Origin of the sequence: Pontiella sp. (assembly GCF_041622395.1) — a bacterium.
Taxonomy (GTDB): domain Bacteria; phylum Verrucomicrobiota; class Kiritimatiellia; order Kiritimatiellales; family Pontiellaceae; genus Pontiella.
The window spans coordinates 1-15605 of sequence record NZ_JBFJYW010000051.1 but is presented as its reverse complement, the minus strand read 5'-3'; the positions used below and the strand labels follow the sequence as shown (position 1 = coordinate 15605).

Annotated in this window: 11 protein-coding genes; 5 read left to right on the top strand and 6 right to left on the bottom strand. The window is 60.1% G+C overall.

Translation table 11 applies throughout. The features are described from left to right. The 6 genes from ABYO54_RS04740 to ABYO54_RS04715 form a co-directional block, all read right to left on the bottom strand. A partial coding sequence (locus tag ABYO54_RS04740; RefSeq protein ID WP_372807094.1) for a glycoside hydrolase family 2 protein occupies positions 1 to 1280 on the bottom strand: 1280 nt, incomplete at its 3' end. A gap of 51 nt (positions 1281 to 1331) precedes the next feature. Further along, the gene (locus tag ABYO54_RS04735) at positions 1332 to 3725 is read right to left on the bottom strand and encodes a beta-galactosidase (protein WP_372807093.1); all 2394 of its coding nucleotides are present in this window, start codon (positions 3723 to 3725) and stop codon (positions 1332 to 1334) included. Between the two features lie 96 nt (positions 3726 to 3821). Beyond that, positions 3822 to 5246 (bottom strand): arylsulfatase, encoded by a 1425-nt coding sequence (locus tag ABYO54_RS04730; protein WP_372807092.1) that lies wholly within the window; start codon positions 5244 to 5246, stop codon positions 3822 to 3824. A gap of 33 nt (positions 5247 to 5279) precedes the next feature. Next, positions 5280 to 6656, bottom strand: a complete 1377-nt coding sequence (locus tag ABYO54_RS04725; protein ID WP_372807091.1) for a sulfatase — start codon at positions 6654 to 6656, stop codon at positions 5280 to 5282. Positions 6657 to 6672: 16 nt separating this feature from the next. Then, entirely contained in the window at positions 6673 to 8238 is a 1566-nt protein-coding gene (locus ABYO54_RS04720) for a sulfatase (protein ID WP_372807090.1), read from the bottom strand. Between the two features lie 38 nt (positions 8239 to 8276). Beyond that, positions 8277 to 9539 carry a hypothetical protein gene (locus ABYO54_RS04715; protein WP_372807089.1) on the bottom strand — a complete coding sequence of 421 codons (1263 nt, stop codon included), beginning with the start codon at positions 9537 to 9539 and terminating at the stop codon, positions 8277 to 8279. 488 nt (positions 9540 to 10027) lie between these two features. Between ABYO54_RS04715 and gmd the strand changes: the two genes are divergently transcribed. The 5 genes from gmd to ABYO54_RS04690 form a co-directional block, all read left to right on the top strand. Then, positions 10028 to 11080 (top strand): GDP-mannose 4,6-dehydratase, encoded by a 1053-nt coding sequence (gene gmd / locus ABYO54_RS04710; RefSeq protein ID WP_372807088.1) that lies wholly within the window; start codon positions 10028 to 10030, stop codon positions 11078 to 11080. A 12-nt stretch (positions 11081 to 11092) separates the two neighbouring features. Beyond that, positions 11093 to 12058 (top strand): GDP-L-fucose synthase family protein, encoded by a 966-nt coding sequence (locus ABYO54_RS04705; RefSeq protein ID WP_372807087.1) that lies wholly within the window; start codon positions 11093 to 11095, stop codon positions 12056 to 12058. A 95-nt stretch (positions 12059 to 12153) separates the two neighbouring features. Then, a complete protein-coding gene (locus ABYO54_RS04700; RefSeq protein ID WP_372807086.1) occupies positions 12154 to 12825 on the top strand; it encodes a spermidine synthase in 672 nt (223 codons plus the stop codon). Positions 12826 to 12986: 161 nt separating this feature from the next. Further along, positions 12987 to 13817, top strand: coding sequence for a pseudouridine synthase (locus ABYO54_RS04695; protein WP_372807085.1), 831 nt, complete (start codon positions 12987 to 12989; stop codon positions 13815 to 13817). Positions 13818 to 13999: 182 nt separating this feature from the next. Continuing rightward, positions 14000 to 15605 (top strand): hypothetical protein (locus ABYO54_RS04690; protein ID WP_372807084.1); only part of this gene is annotated, 1606 nt, incomplete at its 3' end.

Sequence of the window (15605 nt, the reverse complement as noted above, 5' to 3'; positions counted from 1 at the left end):
TCCAGCGCGTGGCAACGCGCCACCAGATCTTGGCCGACCTTTCCGTTGGTTTCGTTGCCGACGCTGTAGATCACGACCGACGGATGGTTGCGGTCGCGCCGGATCCAGTCGGTCAGGTCGCGCTCCCACCATTGCTCAAAGTGATAGCGGCCGTAGTCGTGCGCCGCCTTCTGTTTCCAGCCGTCGAAAATCTCGTCCACCACCAGCATGCCGAGCTCGTCGCAGAGGTCGTAGAACACCGGCGTCTGCGGATTATGCGCGGTGCGGATGGCGTTGCAGCCCATCGCCTTGAGTTGTTCGATGCGGAAGCGCAACACCTTGTCCGGAACCGCGGCGCCCAGCGCGCCCGCATCCTGGTGGTTGCAGACGCCCTGCAACTTGACGACTCGACCGTTGAGCCACATGCCCGTCTCCGGCTTCCATTCGACATCCCGGATGCCGAAGCGGGTGGTCGACGTATCGACGGTGATTCGCCCCACCTTCAGCTCGACGACCGCCGTGTACAGATTCGGCGAATCGATGTCCCAACGCTGCGGGTCGGGAACCGTGAACTTGAAGCTCGAAACCTCGACCCCATCGGTTCCGACCGTGGCCGGCAGGCTTCTCTTCGCCACGGCCTTGCCTTCGGGATCGAGGATGGAAACCTCGACCTCGATGCGTTGCGGCTTTCCGGTCACGTTGCGGATCTCGGCGTCGAGCTCGACGTTGTTGCCGCTGGTGCGGACAAAGACGCCGTCGCTGGGCACATGCACCTTTTGCTTCACATCGATCCAGGTGTGGGCATAGATCCCGCTGCCGGTATACCAGCGCGCGGAGGGCTGCTTTTCGTTATCCACCCGCACGGCGAAGGTGATCGAATCGGCGGACTGCACGGCCTCGCTGAGGTCATACGCGAACGAGCTCCATCCATAGGGCCGGTTGCCGAGTTTCTTGCCGTTCGCCCAGACGGTGCCATCCATATAGACGCCGTCGAAAGCAATTTCGACGTGCTTGCCTTTCCACGCCGGATCAACCGCGATGGTCTTGCGGTACCAGCCAATCCCGGCCGGGAGATAGCCACAGGTTCCCCCCATCGGATTGCTCTTGTCGTATTCGCCCTCGATGCTCCAGTCGTGCGGAACATCCAGCGTGCGCCAGCCCGAATCGTTGAAGCCGGGCCGCTCGGCCCCCTGCGGATCGCCGAGCGCGAATTTCCAGTCGGTATCGAAGCCCATGCGCTCCGCCGGGCAGGTGAGCGCCGCGAGCAACATGAGACCAAGCAGTTGTTTCCATTTATCCATAATCCAATTCCTTTGCGTGCGTGTGCCGGCCGAGGCCGGCCGGCGGCGCGTTTACTTGCCGGGGATCAACCCGTCGAACAGCTCGCGGGATGCGTAGATTTTATACGCGTTGATTTTGCCGGGATTCGGCCCGTTGCGCGGCAGATAGCGCAACACCTTGAATTCTTTCACCGCCCCGAGATCGATGACCACCTGGTGCGGGTGCCCCTCGGACTTTCCCTTGTACTGCGTGTGCCAGAAGGTGACGGGCTGGTTGTCGATGATGTTGGACGCCGAAGAGGGTTCGGCCACGATCTCTTCGCTGTCGGCATAGATGACCTGCCAGCCATCGCGGTCGAGCCACTGGTCCTTCGCATCCACCAGATGGAGCTCGGCGATCGCGGCATGGCGGTCGCCCCCCTGCGAGGAGAGCGCCTCCAGACAGACATAGCGCGCCTTGATGGTTTTGCCGAAATCGACGAATTGGGCGTCGTCGCCGTCCTGGAACGAGCCCTCGGCCACCACCTGGTTTTTCTTCAATGCCAGGGTTTCGCCCGGTTTGCGGTTGTAGCTCGCATTTTCATCGACCTTCAGCCCATAGATGAACTCGGTGACGCCGCGGACGGAGGCGTGCCCGGTCGGTTCGATATCCATCACGACGATTTCGTTGGCGCCCGGCTTCAGCCAGCAACCCGGCAGATAGAGGGTGTATTGCGGGCCGATGTCCCAGTAGCGGCCGAGGTTGATGCCGTTGACCCAAACCATGCCCTTGCCCCATCCGGTCATGTCGAGCAGCGTGTCGCCGACTTCGCCGAGCTCGAAGGAGCCGCGATAGAAGACGGGCAGCGGGGACGGAGCGGCGGGGCCGTCGCTGAACGAGAGCGACGCAATGTCCGCCAGCTCCAGCGTGCAGGTGCGGACTTCCCAGCCCAGCACGGGCTTGCCGTCGAGCGCGACGTCGCCGAGGCCCTTGCGGTCTTTCATCAGTTCGCGGGCATAGTTGAGGTGCCCCATGTTTTCGAGCAGGACTCCGAGTTCGACCTTCCCGGCGGGGAGCGCCAGCTTCGTGGCGTCCTGCTTCAGGCGGCGGTCGAGCGTGGCAACCCGTTTGCCGTCGACGATGACGATGGCGCGGTCCTTCAAGGCGCCGAACGACAGCGTGTATTCCCCGGCCTTGGGGACTTCGAGCGTGGTCGCGTAGAGCGCCAAACCCCGCGGGGCGTCGAGCGCCTCCATGTGCGGCGGCGTCCGCGCCAGATGCCCCTTGGAGAACAGCTGCTCGAACGACGCCGTCTGCGTCAGCTCGAACGCCGGCACCTCGATGCGGTTGATCTGCTCCGGCGGTTCCGGCAACGCATAGTCGGCCGGCAGATATTTCTGGATGGTGTTGCGGAAGGTGTAGAACTTTTCGGTGATGCGGCCGGTTTCGTCCATCGGCGAATCATAGTCGTAGGAGGTGGTGTCGGCGCTGTATTGCCCGGACGACCAGTTGGCGCCGGAGTTGAAGCCGAAGTTGCTGCCGCCATGGAGCATGTAGACGTTGAACGAGACGCTGTTTTCGAGCATCCAGTCGATCTCCTTGATGAAGGGAGCGAGCGCCTTGGTGTGGTGCTTGGCGCCCCAGTGGTCGAACCAACCCACCCAGTATTCGCCGCACATTTTCGGCATGCCGGGATATTCCTGGTCGAAGAAGGCGAAGGCTTTGTCGGCGCTGCCGCCGAAGTTCATGGTGGTATAGACGCCGTCGATGTGCGCGGTGCCGATGGTCTTTTTCTTGGGCCAGTCGCAGCGGATGAACATGGTATCGAACCCGGCCTCGACGAGCTGGTCGTGGATGGCTTTGTTATAGGCCATGTCGTCGGCGTTATCGGGCCGTCCGAACTGGCCGTATTCGTTTTCGACCTGCACCTGGATGATCGGGCCGCCGCGATTGATCTGCAGCTCCTTGAGCTGTTCGCCCACGGCTTTCATGTAGCGGGCGGTGGCTTCCAGAAACTTCGGATCGTTGGTGCGCACCTGCATTTCGGGGTCCTTCAGCAGCCACGCCGGCATGCCGCCGAAATCCCATTCGGAGCAGACATAGGGGCCGGGGCGGACGATCAGCCACATCCCCTCCTCCTGGCAAACCCGCGCAAACGCGGCGATGTCGAGGTTGCCGGAAAAATCGAACTCGCCGGGCTTCTTTTCGTGGGCATTCCAGAAGACATAGGTCCCGATGCAGTTGAACCCCATCGCCTTGGCTTTCTGGATGCGGTCGCGCCAATAGGCGCGCGGCACCCGCGGATAGTGGATCGAGCCGGAAATGATGACGGCGGGTTTTCCGTCGAACGTGAAGTGCCCGTCGGCGGCGCCGAACACGGGTTGCTTTTCGCCGGGCGCATTCGGCTTCGGCGGCATCGGCAACGTTTTCCCGAAGGCGCCCACGGCCATTGCAACAACCATTCCCATCAATACTTTTTTCATCATCAACCCCAATACGTTTTCAATGGTGGAGAACACCGGGGCACCGAGCTGCAAGTACGACCGTTGCGACTCCGTGCCCCGTGGCTAAAACAAACGAACCTACTCGCCCTTGAACTGCTCCTGGCCGAAGGTGAAGATCTTGGAAGGCGTACGCGCCTTTTTCATGATGGCCTGGATCTGCTCGACGGTTTCCGGATGCTGGGCCGCCACGTTTTTCTGTTCGCCGGGATCGACCGAAACGTCGAACAGCTGCATCGGTGCATTCGGTTGTTTGAGAACGTTGTAGCGGACGCCTTTCCATTTGCCCATGCGCACCGCGATGCGGCCGCCCCGTTCATGGAACTCCCAATAGAGGTAGGGATGCTCGGCCTGCTCGCCCTTGCCCAGCAGCGAAGGCACCATCGAAAGGCCGTCGGTGTTTGCCGGAGCCGGAACGCCGGCGAGTTCGGTGAAGGTCGGCACCATGTCCCAGAACGCGGAGATGTGGTCGGACGTGACGCCGGAAGCAATCTTGCCGGGCCAGTAGGCGATCATCGGGACGTGCACGCCGCCATCGTACAGATCGCGCTTGTGTCCGCGGAAGGGGCCGTTGCTGTCGAAGAAGTCGGGGTCCGCCCCGCCCTCCTGATGCGCCCCGTTGTCGGTGGTGAAGATGATCAGCGTGTTGTCGGCGATCCCGAGCTTTTCGGTCAGGGCAACGATTTCGCCGACCTGGTCGTCGAGCAGCGTGATCATTGCGGCGAAGGCGGTACGCGGTTCGGCCTGCGACTGGTATTTACCCAGGCGCAGTTCGGGGCCGTCGTCGCATCCTTCGAACGGCTTGGGCTCGTCGAATTTGCCGCGGAATTTTTGCATGTATTCCTCGGGCGCGGCCAGCTCGGCGTGGGGGATGATGGAGGCCACGTAGGCGAAGAACGGCTTATCCTTGTTGTCCTCGATAAACTTGAGGGTGCGCTCGTGGATGAGCGCGGGCCCATAGGCGCCCTTGGCGGTTCCGGCGTTCTCGTCGAGAACGACCTTCGTTTCGTTGTCCCACAGGTGGAACGGATAGTAGTGATGGCCGAGGCGCTGGCAGTTGTAACCGTAGAAGACGTCGAAGCCCTGCTTGAGCGGATCGCCTTCCGAACCGGGATAGCCCAGCCCCCACTTGCCGAACGCGCCGCTGACATAGCCGGCCGCTTTCAGCATTTCCGGCAACAGCACGACCGAATCGGGAATCGGATGCTGGCCTTCGGGCATGATCTCCTTGTTGCCGCGCACAAACGTGTGGCCCGTGTGCTGCCCGGTCAGCAGCGCCGAGCGCGACGGCGCGCAGACCGTGCTGCCGGAATAGTGCTGCGAGAAGAACATGCCTTTGGCCTTGAGCGCATCGATGTTCGGGGTCTGGAAATGCTTCTGCCCCATGCAGCTCAAGTCGCCGTAGCCAAGGTCGTCCGCCAGAATATAGATCACATTCGGGGGAGCCGCCTGGGCTCCCGCAGTCATTGCTGCAATACACGCCACCAACAAACCAGAGTATTTCATAATTCCGTTCCTTAATTAGTTAACCAAGCCGCATCATTTCGCCGGCACTTGTGTTCCTTCTTCAATCAAATCGATATGGAGCTGTCGGTTGATCCGATACCATTTCGGACCTTCGGTCCACTCGGAGCCGGTGCCCTTGGCCTTCCAGGCATCGAGATCGCGCCGCATCTGTTCGAGCCGTTCGGGATGTTGTTTGGCCACGTTGTTCTTCTCGCCCAAATCGTCTTTGAGGTTGTAGAGCGCGTAGCCGAAATCCTGCACGTAGAGCAGCTTCCAATCGCCGTCGCGCATGGCGGAGAACCACTCCTTGTGCCAATAGAGATTTTGGTGCGGAATGCCGTCATCGTCGCCCTTGAGAAACGGCACCAGATCGCGGCCGGCCAGATGGCCATAGTCGGGCGTGCCCCCGGCGGCGGTGAGCACCGTCGGCAAAATGTCGAGCGACGAAACCATCGGTTCGTAAGTTGCGCCGGCCGGCAGTTGTCCGGGCCAGCTGACGACGAACGGCACGCGGATGCCGCCCTCGAACTTGATCCCCTTCTCCCCGTTCAGCGGCAGGTTGACGGAAGCATTGTGGTTGATCGGCCCGCCGTTGTCGCTCAGGAAAAAGACCAGCGTGTTTTTCGCCGCGCCGGTTTTTTCCAGCGCGTCCATCACTTGGCCGACCCCGCGGTCCATGGCCGAAACCATCGCGGCATAGGTGCGGCGCTTTTGGTTTTTGATGTGCTTGAACCGCTGCAGGTCCGCCTCGGTCGCATGCATCGGGGCGTGCGGCGCGGTATAGGAGAGGACGAGGAAAAACGGCGTTTCCTCGGTCTGTTCCTCGATGAATTCAACGGCCTTTCCCGTGAAGAAATCGGTCAGGTAGCCCTCGAACTTCACGGGCTTGCCATTGAGCTCGATGGCCTTGGGGCTGCCGGGCTTGTCGTCTTTCTTGTTGTCGTAGAAATAGCTGCGGGACCCTTCGCGCAGGCCGCAGAACCAGTCGAAGCCGCGGTGGGTCGGATAGAAGCAGTCGCGGTCGCCCAGATGCCATTTTCCGACGAGGCCGGTGCGGTAGCCCAGCGGTTTGAGGGCATCGGCGATGGTGCGCTCCTCGAGGTTCATGCCGAACTCCTGCGGCGGACAGTTGGGCTCGTGGCCGAACTGCTGCTGATAGCGCCCGGTCATCATGCCGGCGCGCGACGGACTGCATACCGAAGCCGACACATGCGCATCGGTGAAGCGGATGCCCGACGCCCGGAGCCGGTCGAGGTTGGGCGTGGGAATCTCCGTCGATCCCTGGAAGCCCAAATCGGCATAGCCCAAATCATCGGCCAAAATCACCAGGACATTCGGCGGCGCGGATTCCGCCGCGCCCGCAACCCAAGCGGCCCCCAGACACATCGCAAAAATCAGATTCTTTTTCATAAACGGCTCCTTAAATTCAGTCCTGCGCGGAACTGCCCCACCAATTGGCGTTGGGCTTCCAACCGGGTTCCAGATAGCGGGCATGTTGCTTTTCGAGGCTGTCCTGTTTTTTCGTGCGGGCGCTTTCGAGCTTGGCGTCGAACTTGGCCTGCGTGAAGCGCGGGTCGCGCTCGGGCATCACGGCTCCGGTGTCGGCCAGCCAGGCATCGAGTCTCTTTTTCAGCTCGGCCACCTTTTCAGGGTGCTGCGCGGCGAGGTCGGACTGCTCGCCGATATCGTCGGCCAGGTTGTAGAGTTCGTAGCGTCCGTCTTCGTGGTAGAAGATCAGCTTCCAATCCTTCGAGCGGATGATCGAGGAGGGTTCGCCGCCCTGGTTGCCGTAGTGCGGGTAGTGCCAGAACAGGTCGCGGTCGGGCAGCGTTCCGCCCTTGAGCACCGGCACCAGGCTGACGCCGTCGACGTGCTGCTGCGGCATCGGCGGCAGGCCGGCGAGCTCGAGCATGGTCGGGAAGAAATCCATACCAATGGCGGGCACTTGGGTGATGGATCCGGGCTTGGTCATGCCGGGCACGCGGATGTAGTAGGGTTCGCGGATGCCGCCTTCCCACTGCCGCCCCTTGCCGCCGCGGAAGGGCAGCAGGCTGGTGGCAAACGCATCGCCGGAAGAGACGCCGCCGTTGTCGCCCGTGAAGATGACCACCGTGTTTTTGTCGAGCCCGGTCTTCTTGAGCGTGTCGAGCACGATGCCCACCGCGTCGTCGAGGGTTTCCATCATGCCGGCATAGATCGGATTGTCCTGCACCTGCCGGACGGGCAGCCGCCGGTCGAACTTGAAGCGGGGGCCGTTATCCACCAGCCCCATCTTCTTGGCCTTTTTCTTATATTTGTCGCAAAGCGCCTCCGTGGTCTGGATCGGGCCATGCACCGCATAGAACGAGAGGTAGGCGAGAAAGGGTTTGTCCTGGCTCGCTTCGATGAAGCTGGCGGTTTCGTGGGCCAGGCGCAGCGTCAGCGATTCCCCGTCGGGGCCGTTTTCCAGCTTGGGGTTTTTCCAGGGCGCGAAGTAGCCGCCGTTGGGCGAGCCCTTGCTCCAACCGCCCTTGTTGATGTCGAAGCCATGGTCTTCCGGCCAAGAGCCTTCGTCGCCCAGATGCCATTTGCCGGCAAAGAAGGTGGTATAGCCGCCGGCGCGGAGCGCTTCGGCGAGCGTCGTTTGATCGGCCGGCAGGTTGTGGAGATATTCGGCGGGCATGACGGGATCGCCGCGATTGTAGGCCAGGCCGGACTTGTCGCCGATATACTGGGTAATGCCGTGGCGCGGCGGCGCGGTTCCGAGCATGATGCTGGCGCGCGAGGGGCTGCAAACCTGGCAGGCCGCATAGCCGTTTTCAAAGCGCATTCCGGATTTTACCAGCCCATCGATGTGCGGGGTTTCGTAGAAGGTGCTGCCCTCCGCCCCGATATCGTGGATCCCGAGGTCGTCCACCAGGATGAACACGAAATTGGGCTGGGCGGCGGCAACCGCGACCGCGCCCACGAGAAGTGCCGGCAAACCGGCCGCAATCGTTTTCTTTAAATTCATCGTTAAAACTCCCACGCGTTCCGACTCCCGGTTTCGCCCTACAAATTGACCTTGAATGAAAACACATTAATCGTGCCCGGGGCAAGATCAACGCGGAAACTACCGCGCGTGTAGGGCCTGATCTCCCCGGTCCTGCCCTTGTCGCCATGGCCGTCGGCCCACTGGCGGCCTTCGATTTTGCCCGCGATGCTTCCCGTGGCAAGCTTGAAGCGCAGGTCTTTCCACGTTCTGGAGGAATCGTAGTTGAGGGCATAGACGGTCACGACATCCCCCTGGAGGAAGGCGCGCGTATGCAACTGATTGAGCTCGACGGTCTCCGAGCCATCCGGATCGATCACCTTGAGGGGCCAGGCATTCACCAGCGGAACACTGGCGGCATGCATCAGGTAGTCGCGCCGTTTTTTCTTGGGGTTGAAGTCCCACCACATCAACCCGTTCATGCCGTTGTCTACGCAATCCCACAGCGCCAGGAAGGAACAGACGGCCGTCTCCATCGAATGGATGGAACCCTTGGGATCGCCGTGGTTGTCCCAGTGCAGTTCCGAGTGCCATTTTTCGCGGTCGCCGGCATAGGCCAGATCGGACTTGAGCTTATCCAGAATCCGTGCGCGGGTGTAGTAGTGCCCGCCAAAGATGTCGAGGGTGTCGCTTTCCAGCTCCACGAACTTCTCCATCCAATTGTTGCGCCCCATGGCGTAATCCTCGTGGCCGATGATCTTGGGCATTTGCAAGCCGCGTTCGGCGGCCAAGCGGCGCAGTTCGAGCACGACATCGCGGTGCGTCTCGGGCATGATGTTGCCCTCGTTGAAGCGCCGCTCGTTGTCGATGCCCAGCACATCGACCGGCAGGCCTTCGCGCTTCATGTATTCGAGATAATCCGCCAGCAGGATCGCATATTTTTCAGGGATGACGCCCCGGCCGTTTTTGGTCCAGTCCGGGAACGACTCGGTGTTATCCAGCTTCTTGCTGGCGAAGACGATCACGTCCGGCTTGATTTTTTTGGCCAACTTCAGGGCTGTGGTTTCCGGCTCGTAGAACTTCTCAAGCACCACGCCGGGCTGCGGATGCGCGGGCTTGTTGCCGGTGCCATAGATCGAGGTGCGGATCCCGCTGAACCCGTACTCCGTCAGCAAGGTCTCCGCCCATCCTTTGCCCATGAATTTTTTGGGCGCCGACGGCGACTTGAAATCGTAGAAGAAGCGGTTGATGCGCACGCCCTTCTCCTGCGGGAATATCACTACCTCGTCATAGGCACTTGCGCTAACGCAGATGCCCAAGATCACCGTAAAAGTTTTCCACATGTATTAAAACCCCCGCCTGCCGTCCGCGCAGACTTCCCCTTGCCCATTCAAGCAAACCGGTATCCTTTCGCTCATCTATATTAACGCGACCCAGCCCCCGGAAATGACATGCCGCACCGGTTAATTGCCCCGAGACGGCTGCCCCCGCCGACCGGCAATCGGACAAACCCGTTGTGCCGGAAACGGATACTCCTCCGAAAACCCGGCAGCGGCACCTCCCGGCGTTCAGCGCCGCGCGAACGGTTTTTCCTTAAAAACCGCGGAATTAGACCATGGACCGCCATCGAAGGCGAAAAGATTCGAACCACCCATTCGGCTAGGTGACAGGCCCGGTGCGTCGGCCATTCCGCCCCATTCGGCCGGCGTACGCGCCCCGATGTGCAATTTCCGCGCGGTATATATTGAACATGCAATCTTGAATAAGGTAGCTTTCATTTCTGGAACTTATAAACTGCGCAACACCATTGACATTCAACAAAGGGACATCGATGAAAAAGGCATTGATTACGGGGATCACCGGGCAGGATGGATCGTACTTGGCGGAACTGCTGATGAAGAAGGGGTATGAAGTGCATGGCATCATCCGGCGCGCGAGCTCCTTCAACACCCGCCGGATCGACCACCTCTACAAAGACCGGCACGAGGAAGACGTGAACATGTTCCTGCACTACGGCGATCTGACCGACTCCAGCAACCTGAACCGGCTGATCGAAAAAATCGAACCGTGCGAGATCTACAACCTGGCCGCGCAGTCGCATGTGCAGGTCTCCTTCGAGGTTCCCGAATACACGGCCGAAGCGGATGGACTGGGCGTGCTGCGCCTGCTGGACGCGATTCGGGAGACGGGCATCGAAGCGCGGTTCTACCAAGCCTCCACGTCGGAACTCTACGGCAAGGTGATGGAGATCCCGCAAACCGAGACCACCCCCTTCTATCCGCGCTCGCCCTACGGCGTGGCCAAGTTGTACGGCTTCTGGATCACTAAAAACTATCGCGAGTCCTACGGCTTGCACGCCAACAACTGCATCCTGTTCAACCACGAGTCGCCGCGGCGGGGCGAAACCTTCGTGACCCGCAAAATCACCATGGCGGTCGCGCGCATCCACCGCGGGCTGCAGGATTGCTTCTACATGGGCAACCTCGATGCCATGCGCGACTGGGGCTATGCCAAGGATTACGTCGAAATGATGTGGATGATGCTGCAGCAGGAGCACCCGGACGACTATGTGGTCGCCACCGGCGAAATGCATGCCGTTCGCGAGTTCATCGAAAAATCGTTTGAGCATGTCGGGCGCACCATCCAATGGCAGGGCGAAGGCAAGGACGAGTGCGGAATTGATCAAACCACGGGGAAGACGGTTGTCCGGATCGACCGGAAATACTACCGTCCGTGCGAGGTCGAGCAACTGCTGGGCGACCCGGCCAAGGCCAAACGGCAACTCGGCTGGGAACCCAAGGTCAAGTTTGCCGAGCTGGTTCGCATCATGACCGACGGCGACTTGCGGCTGCTCGACAACCCGGCCTACGAGCTGGGATTTTAACCGGGGAACACCATGGACAAAACCGCGAAAATCTACGTTGCCGGGCACCGCGGCCTGGTGGGCTCGGCCATATGGCGCACGCTGGAATCCAAGGGCTATGCCAACCTCGTTGGCCGAACGCATGCGGAACTCGACCTGATCGACCAGGCGGCCGTGAACCGCTTTTTCGCCGACGAGCGGCCCGACTACGTGGTGATCGTTGCGGCCAAGGTTGGCGGGATCAACGCCAACAACCTCTACCGCGCGCAGTTTCTCTATGAAAACCTCATGATCGAGGCCAACCTCATTCATGCGGCCCAGGTGCACCAGGTGAAAAAGCTCCTGTTTCTCGGCTCCTCCTGCATCTACCCCAAGCTGGCGCCCCAACCGCTCAAGGAGGAGGCGCTGCTTTCCGGCCCGTTGGAGCCCACCAACGAACCCTACGCCATCGCCAAGATTGCCGGCATCCGCCTCTGCGACGCCTACCAACGGCAGTATGGTTCCAACTTTTTCTCGGCCATGCCGAGCAACCTGTATGGCCCCGGCGACAACTACCACCCCGAAAATTCGCACGTGCTGCCCGCCATGATCCGCCGCTTCCACGAGGCCAAGCAACAAGGCGCACCAAAGGTCGTCTGCTGGGGAACCGGCTCGCCGCTGCGCGAATTCCTTTACAGCGACGATCTGGCCGAGGCCTGCGCCTTTCTGCTCGAGAACGCGTCCTACGCCGATCTCGCCTTCACCGATGAATCCGGCACGGTGCAGTCGCACATCAACATCGGCTCCGGAACCGAGATCTCGATCCGCGCGCTGGCCGAACTGGTCCGGGAGGGGGTCGGCTTCGAAGGCAAAATCGAATGGGACACCACCAAGCCCGACGGCACGCCCCGGAAGCTGATGGATTCCGCGCGGCTGCGCCGCTTGGGCTGGGCGCCGAAAACCGACCTAAAGGAAGGCATTGCCTGCGCCTACAAGGACTTCCTGCAACGGCACCCGTAGCCGAAACGCCGGCGATGCGGGCAATTGCCTGCTTGCATAATCCCCCTCCGGCCGCCACTATCCGCGCCCTTTTAACCAAACGGGGAACCGCGACGATGAATCCATGGGTCTTGCTAGACGAAACCACCGTGCCCGGCGACGGCGGCGCGATGAAACTCTATCAGCGCGCCTTCGAGTTTTCGATTTCCGTCGGCAACGACGAACTCATGAACAGCCGCATGCATGGGTCGGAAGACGCCTTGGCGGAGCTGGCCTGCGACCGGGTGGCAAAGCGCGAGCAGCCGCGCGTGCTCATCGGCGGGCTCGGCATGGGCTTCACCCTGCGGGCGGCCCTCGACCATCTGGGCGCTACCGCCGAAGTGGTGGTGGCCGAACTGGTTCCCGCCGTCGTGAAATGGAACCGGACGCATCTCGCCGAACTCGCCAACAAGCCGCTGGATGACGCGCGCACCACCGTCCGCGAATCCGACGTCGGGCTGGTGATCCGCGAAAAACCCAACGCCTACGACGCCATCCTGCTCGATGTCGACAACGGCCCCGACGCCCTCACTCACCAAGGCAACGACCGCCTCTACACCCGCGGCGGAATCGATGCGGCTAGGAAAGCGCTCAAGCCCGGCGGCATCCTGGGCGTTTGGTCGGCCGAACCCGATGCCTCGTTCTCGAAGCGACTGCGCGGCGCGGGGTTCAGCATCGAAGAAGTCACCGTCCGCGCCCGCAAGACCAAAGGCCGCCGCCACACCATCTGGCTCGCCGAAAAACCCTAGTCGCGGCAATTTTTACCAATCGACGGGGCTTGTCATTTAAGGGCTTAGCAAACATGATGCCGCGTTCAATCAGGAACAAGTAAAGCCGCCGCAACGCGGGGGCTTCCCGCCGAGCGGTGCGCAAAGCCACCTCGTCGCGGCGACTCTACAGGACAATCGATATGAAGAAGCAGATCTTTACGGTCAAATACAAACACGAAGGCAAGCGGCTGTTTGCCGTGATTGCGGAAGAACTCGGCATTTCCAAAAAGGCGGCCCAGGCGGCGATCGATGCCAAGCAGGTGCTGGTGAACGGCAAGCGCGTCTGGATCCGCAAGCACGAGGTCATGGAAAACGACCGCATCGAAATCCTGATCGACGACCAGAAGAAGCCGGAAGGCAAACACATCGGCATCCTCTGGCAGGACGACGACTACATGATCGTCAACAAACCCGCCTACTTCCTGACGAATGCCTCCGACAGCAGCATCGAAGCCACCTTGCGGAAGCAGGAAAAGAACAAGAACATCTGCGCCGTCCACCGCCTCGACAAGGAGACCTCCGGCTGCGTGATCTTCGCCAAGAGCGCCGAAGCCAAGGCCGCGATGATTCCGCTGTTCAAGGGGCGCGACATCATGAAAATCTACCGCGCCATCACCGTTGGCAAGTTTCCCAAGATCTGGAACGAAATCCACTCCGACATCGACGGGTTCATGTCGACCACGCTGGTCAAGCTGCTCGACTCGAACAAATATTCGAGCTACCTGGAACTGCGCATCGAGACCGGCCGCACGCACCAGATCCGCCGCCACCTCGCCGACAAGCGCTACCCGGTGCTCGGCGACAAGAAATACGGCGGAACCGGAAACGACGTCTCCGTCGAGCAGCCGCGCCAGATGCTGCACGCCTACCGCCTCATCTTCAACCATCCCAAAACGGGCAAGCCCGTCCGCGCCACCGCCCCCCTGCCCGGCGACTTCAAGCGCTGCCTCGCGCAGCTCAAGTTGAAATAAAGAAAAACCCCGCCGGAACCGACGGGGTGTTTTTTTGTAGGGCGGAAACGGTTGACGAAGGAGACCTTTCCGCCCCCAATTGCGCATTCATATACCCATTTCCACTCCCGTATTTTCGCTTGCCGTCCGCGCAAAAAGGAGTATATCGCCCCAACGGGGTTTGGGGGAACTGGAGGTGAAAAATGAAAATCGCAAGCGTTCTTTTTTTCTGCACGTTGCTCTGTTGCAACGCCGTTATGGCCACCCTCTCCGGCTCGGACGATTTTGACGACAACGCCCTGGATCCCACCAAGTGGACCATTCCATTTGGCACCGGATTGACCGAGACCAATAACCGCGCTGAATACAACACACCAGGGATCAATGAAGAGGATGACGGGATGTGGCTCTGGACGCTCAACTCCGGAAGTTCCACGCAGGATTGGTATATCGCGATCGAAGCCCATAATGCGTCGACTCCAACCAACCACGATCAAAACGCAACATTCGAGCTGGCCGTCCACAAGGATTGGGACAAAAGTTTTTGGGTAGGCTTGGCCGCCTATGGCTCGGACGACGAAACGGATCGTTACATCGACACAGGATGGAGCATCGGTGACGGTGATATCGAGACGTTCCTTCCGATCAGCGCCGATTCTGCGACCCTTCGAATCTCCTATGACTCGGTTATGAAAACATTGACCAGCCAATATGACCTAGGCAGCGGATTTATCGTTGCCACAAATCTGAGTACCGCCAACTGGGGGTTAACCGATGACGATTCCCTTAACGTATGGATCGTTGGATTTTCCGATCAACTGGGCATCAGCTCCGGACAGGTCTATGGCGACAACTTCGAGGCCGACGCGCTACCGGGGATTTCCAACCATCTTTCTGAAGTGGAGATTGATCACGGGATCGAGAGTAGAGAGCCAACGTCGAGTTCTGACGACATCTATGATTTCTACATTGGTCTTCTAACCGACACCTTGGTTTCCAATGTATTCATCCAATGTCCAGGAGGAGCGGATATAGCCGTTACAAACAAGCATCCAGAAGATGGCAATCTTGCGTGGGCATATAGCATTGAAAGCGCAACACCCACACCGTTCTTCAGTCAATTTGGGGATGGCGACTATGTTATTACAATCGGCTTTAGTAATGGCATCATCCGATCCACATCCATTCCATTCGCCCAAAACGATGGAAGCACCCCAATCCCGGATATTGAAGAACAAGCAGCATTCACATTCCCCGCCCCACTCCACGGTACTTTGTTTTCATCACCTAATCCGACAACCCTGTCTTGGGAATATGTCGATCCAGCTGTAACTACAGTTGAAATCGAGCGATGGACAAAACTAGAAGGAGATCGCGATCTGGTTGGCCTATATAGTGACAGTCCCCTGTGGGAACCAACTGCTCCCCTCTCGACCCGCAGCACCGAAAACCTAACCTTCGCGCCCGGCAATTGGGTAGTTGGCATCGGTATCACCCACGAAGCCTGGGGCACCAACAACGCAGGAGTTTTCTATTCTTGCGCAAAAGGAACGGAAGCGGAATACCACTTCACCGTTCTTGTCGCAAACGACGACTATGACTCTGACAACCTCCCCAACTGGTGGGAGTCGCTCTATTTCGGTGGTCCGACCAACGCCGTAGCTTCCGCCGACCCGGATCATGACGGGCACAACAACGAACAGGAGGCCATCACGGGTATGGATCCCACCAATGCCCTCTCCTGCTTCCGGATCACCAACTGCATTCCGGTCGCCGATGACTTCTTGATCGAGTGGCCTTCGGTTTCGG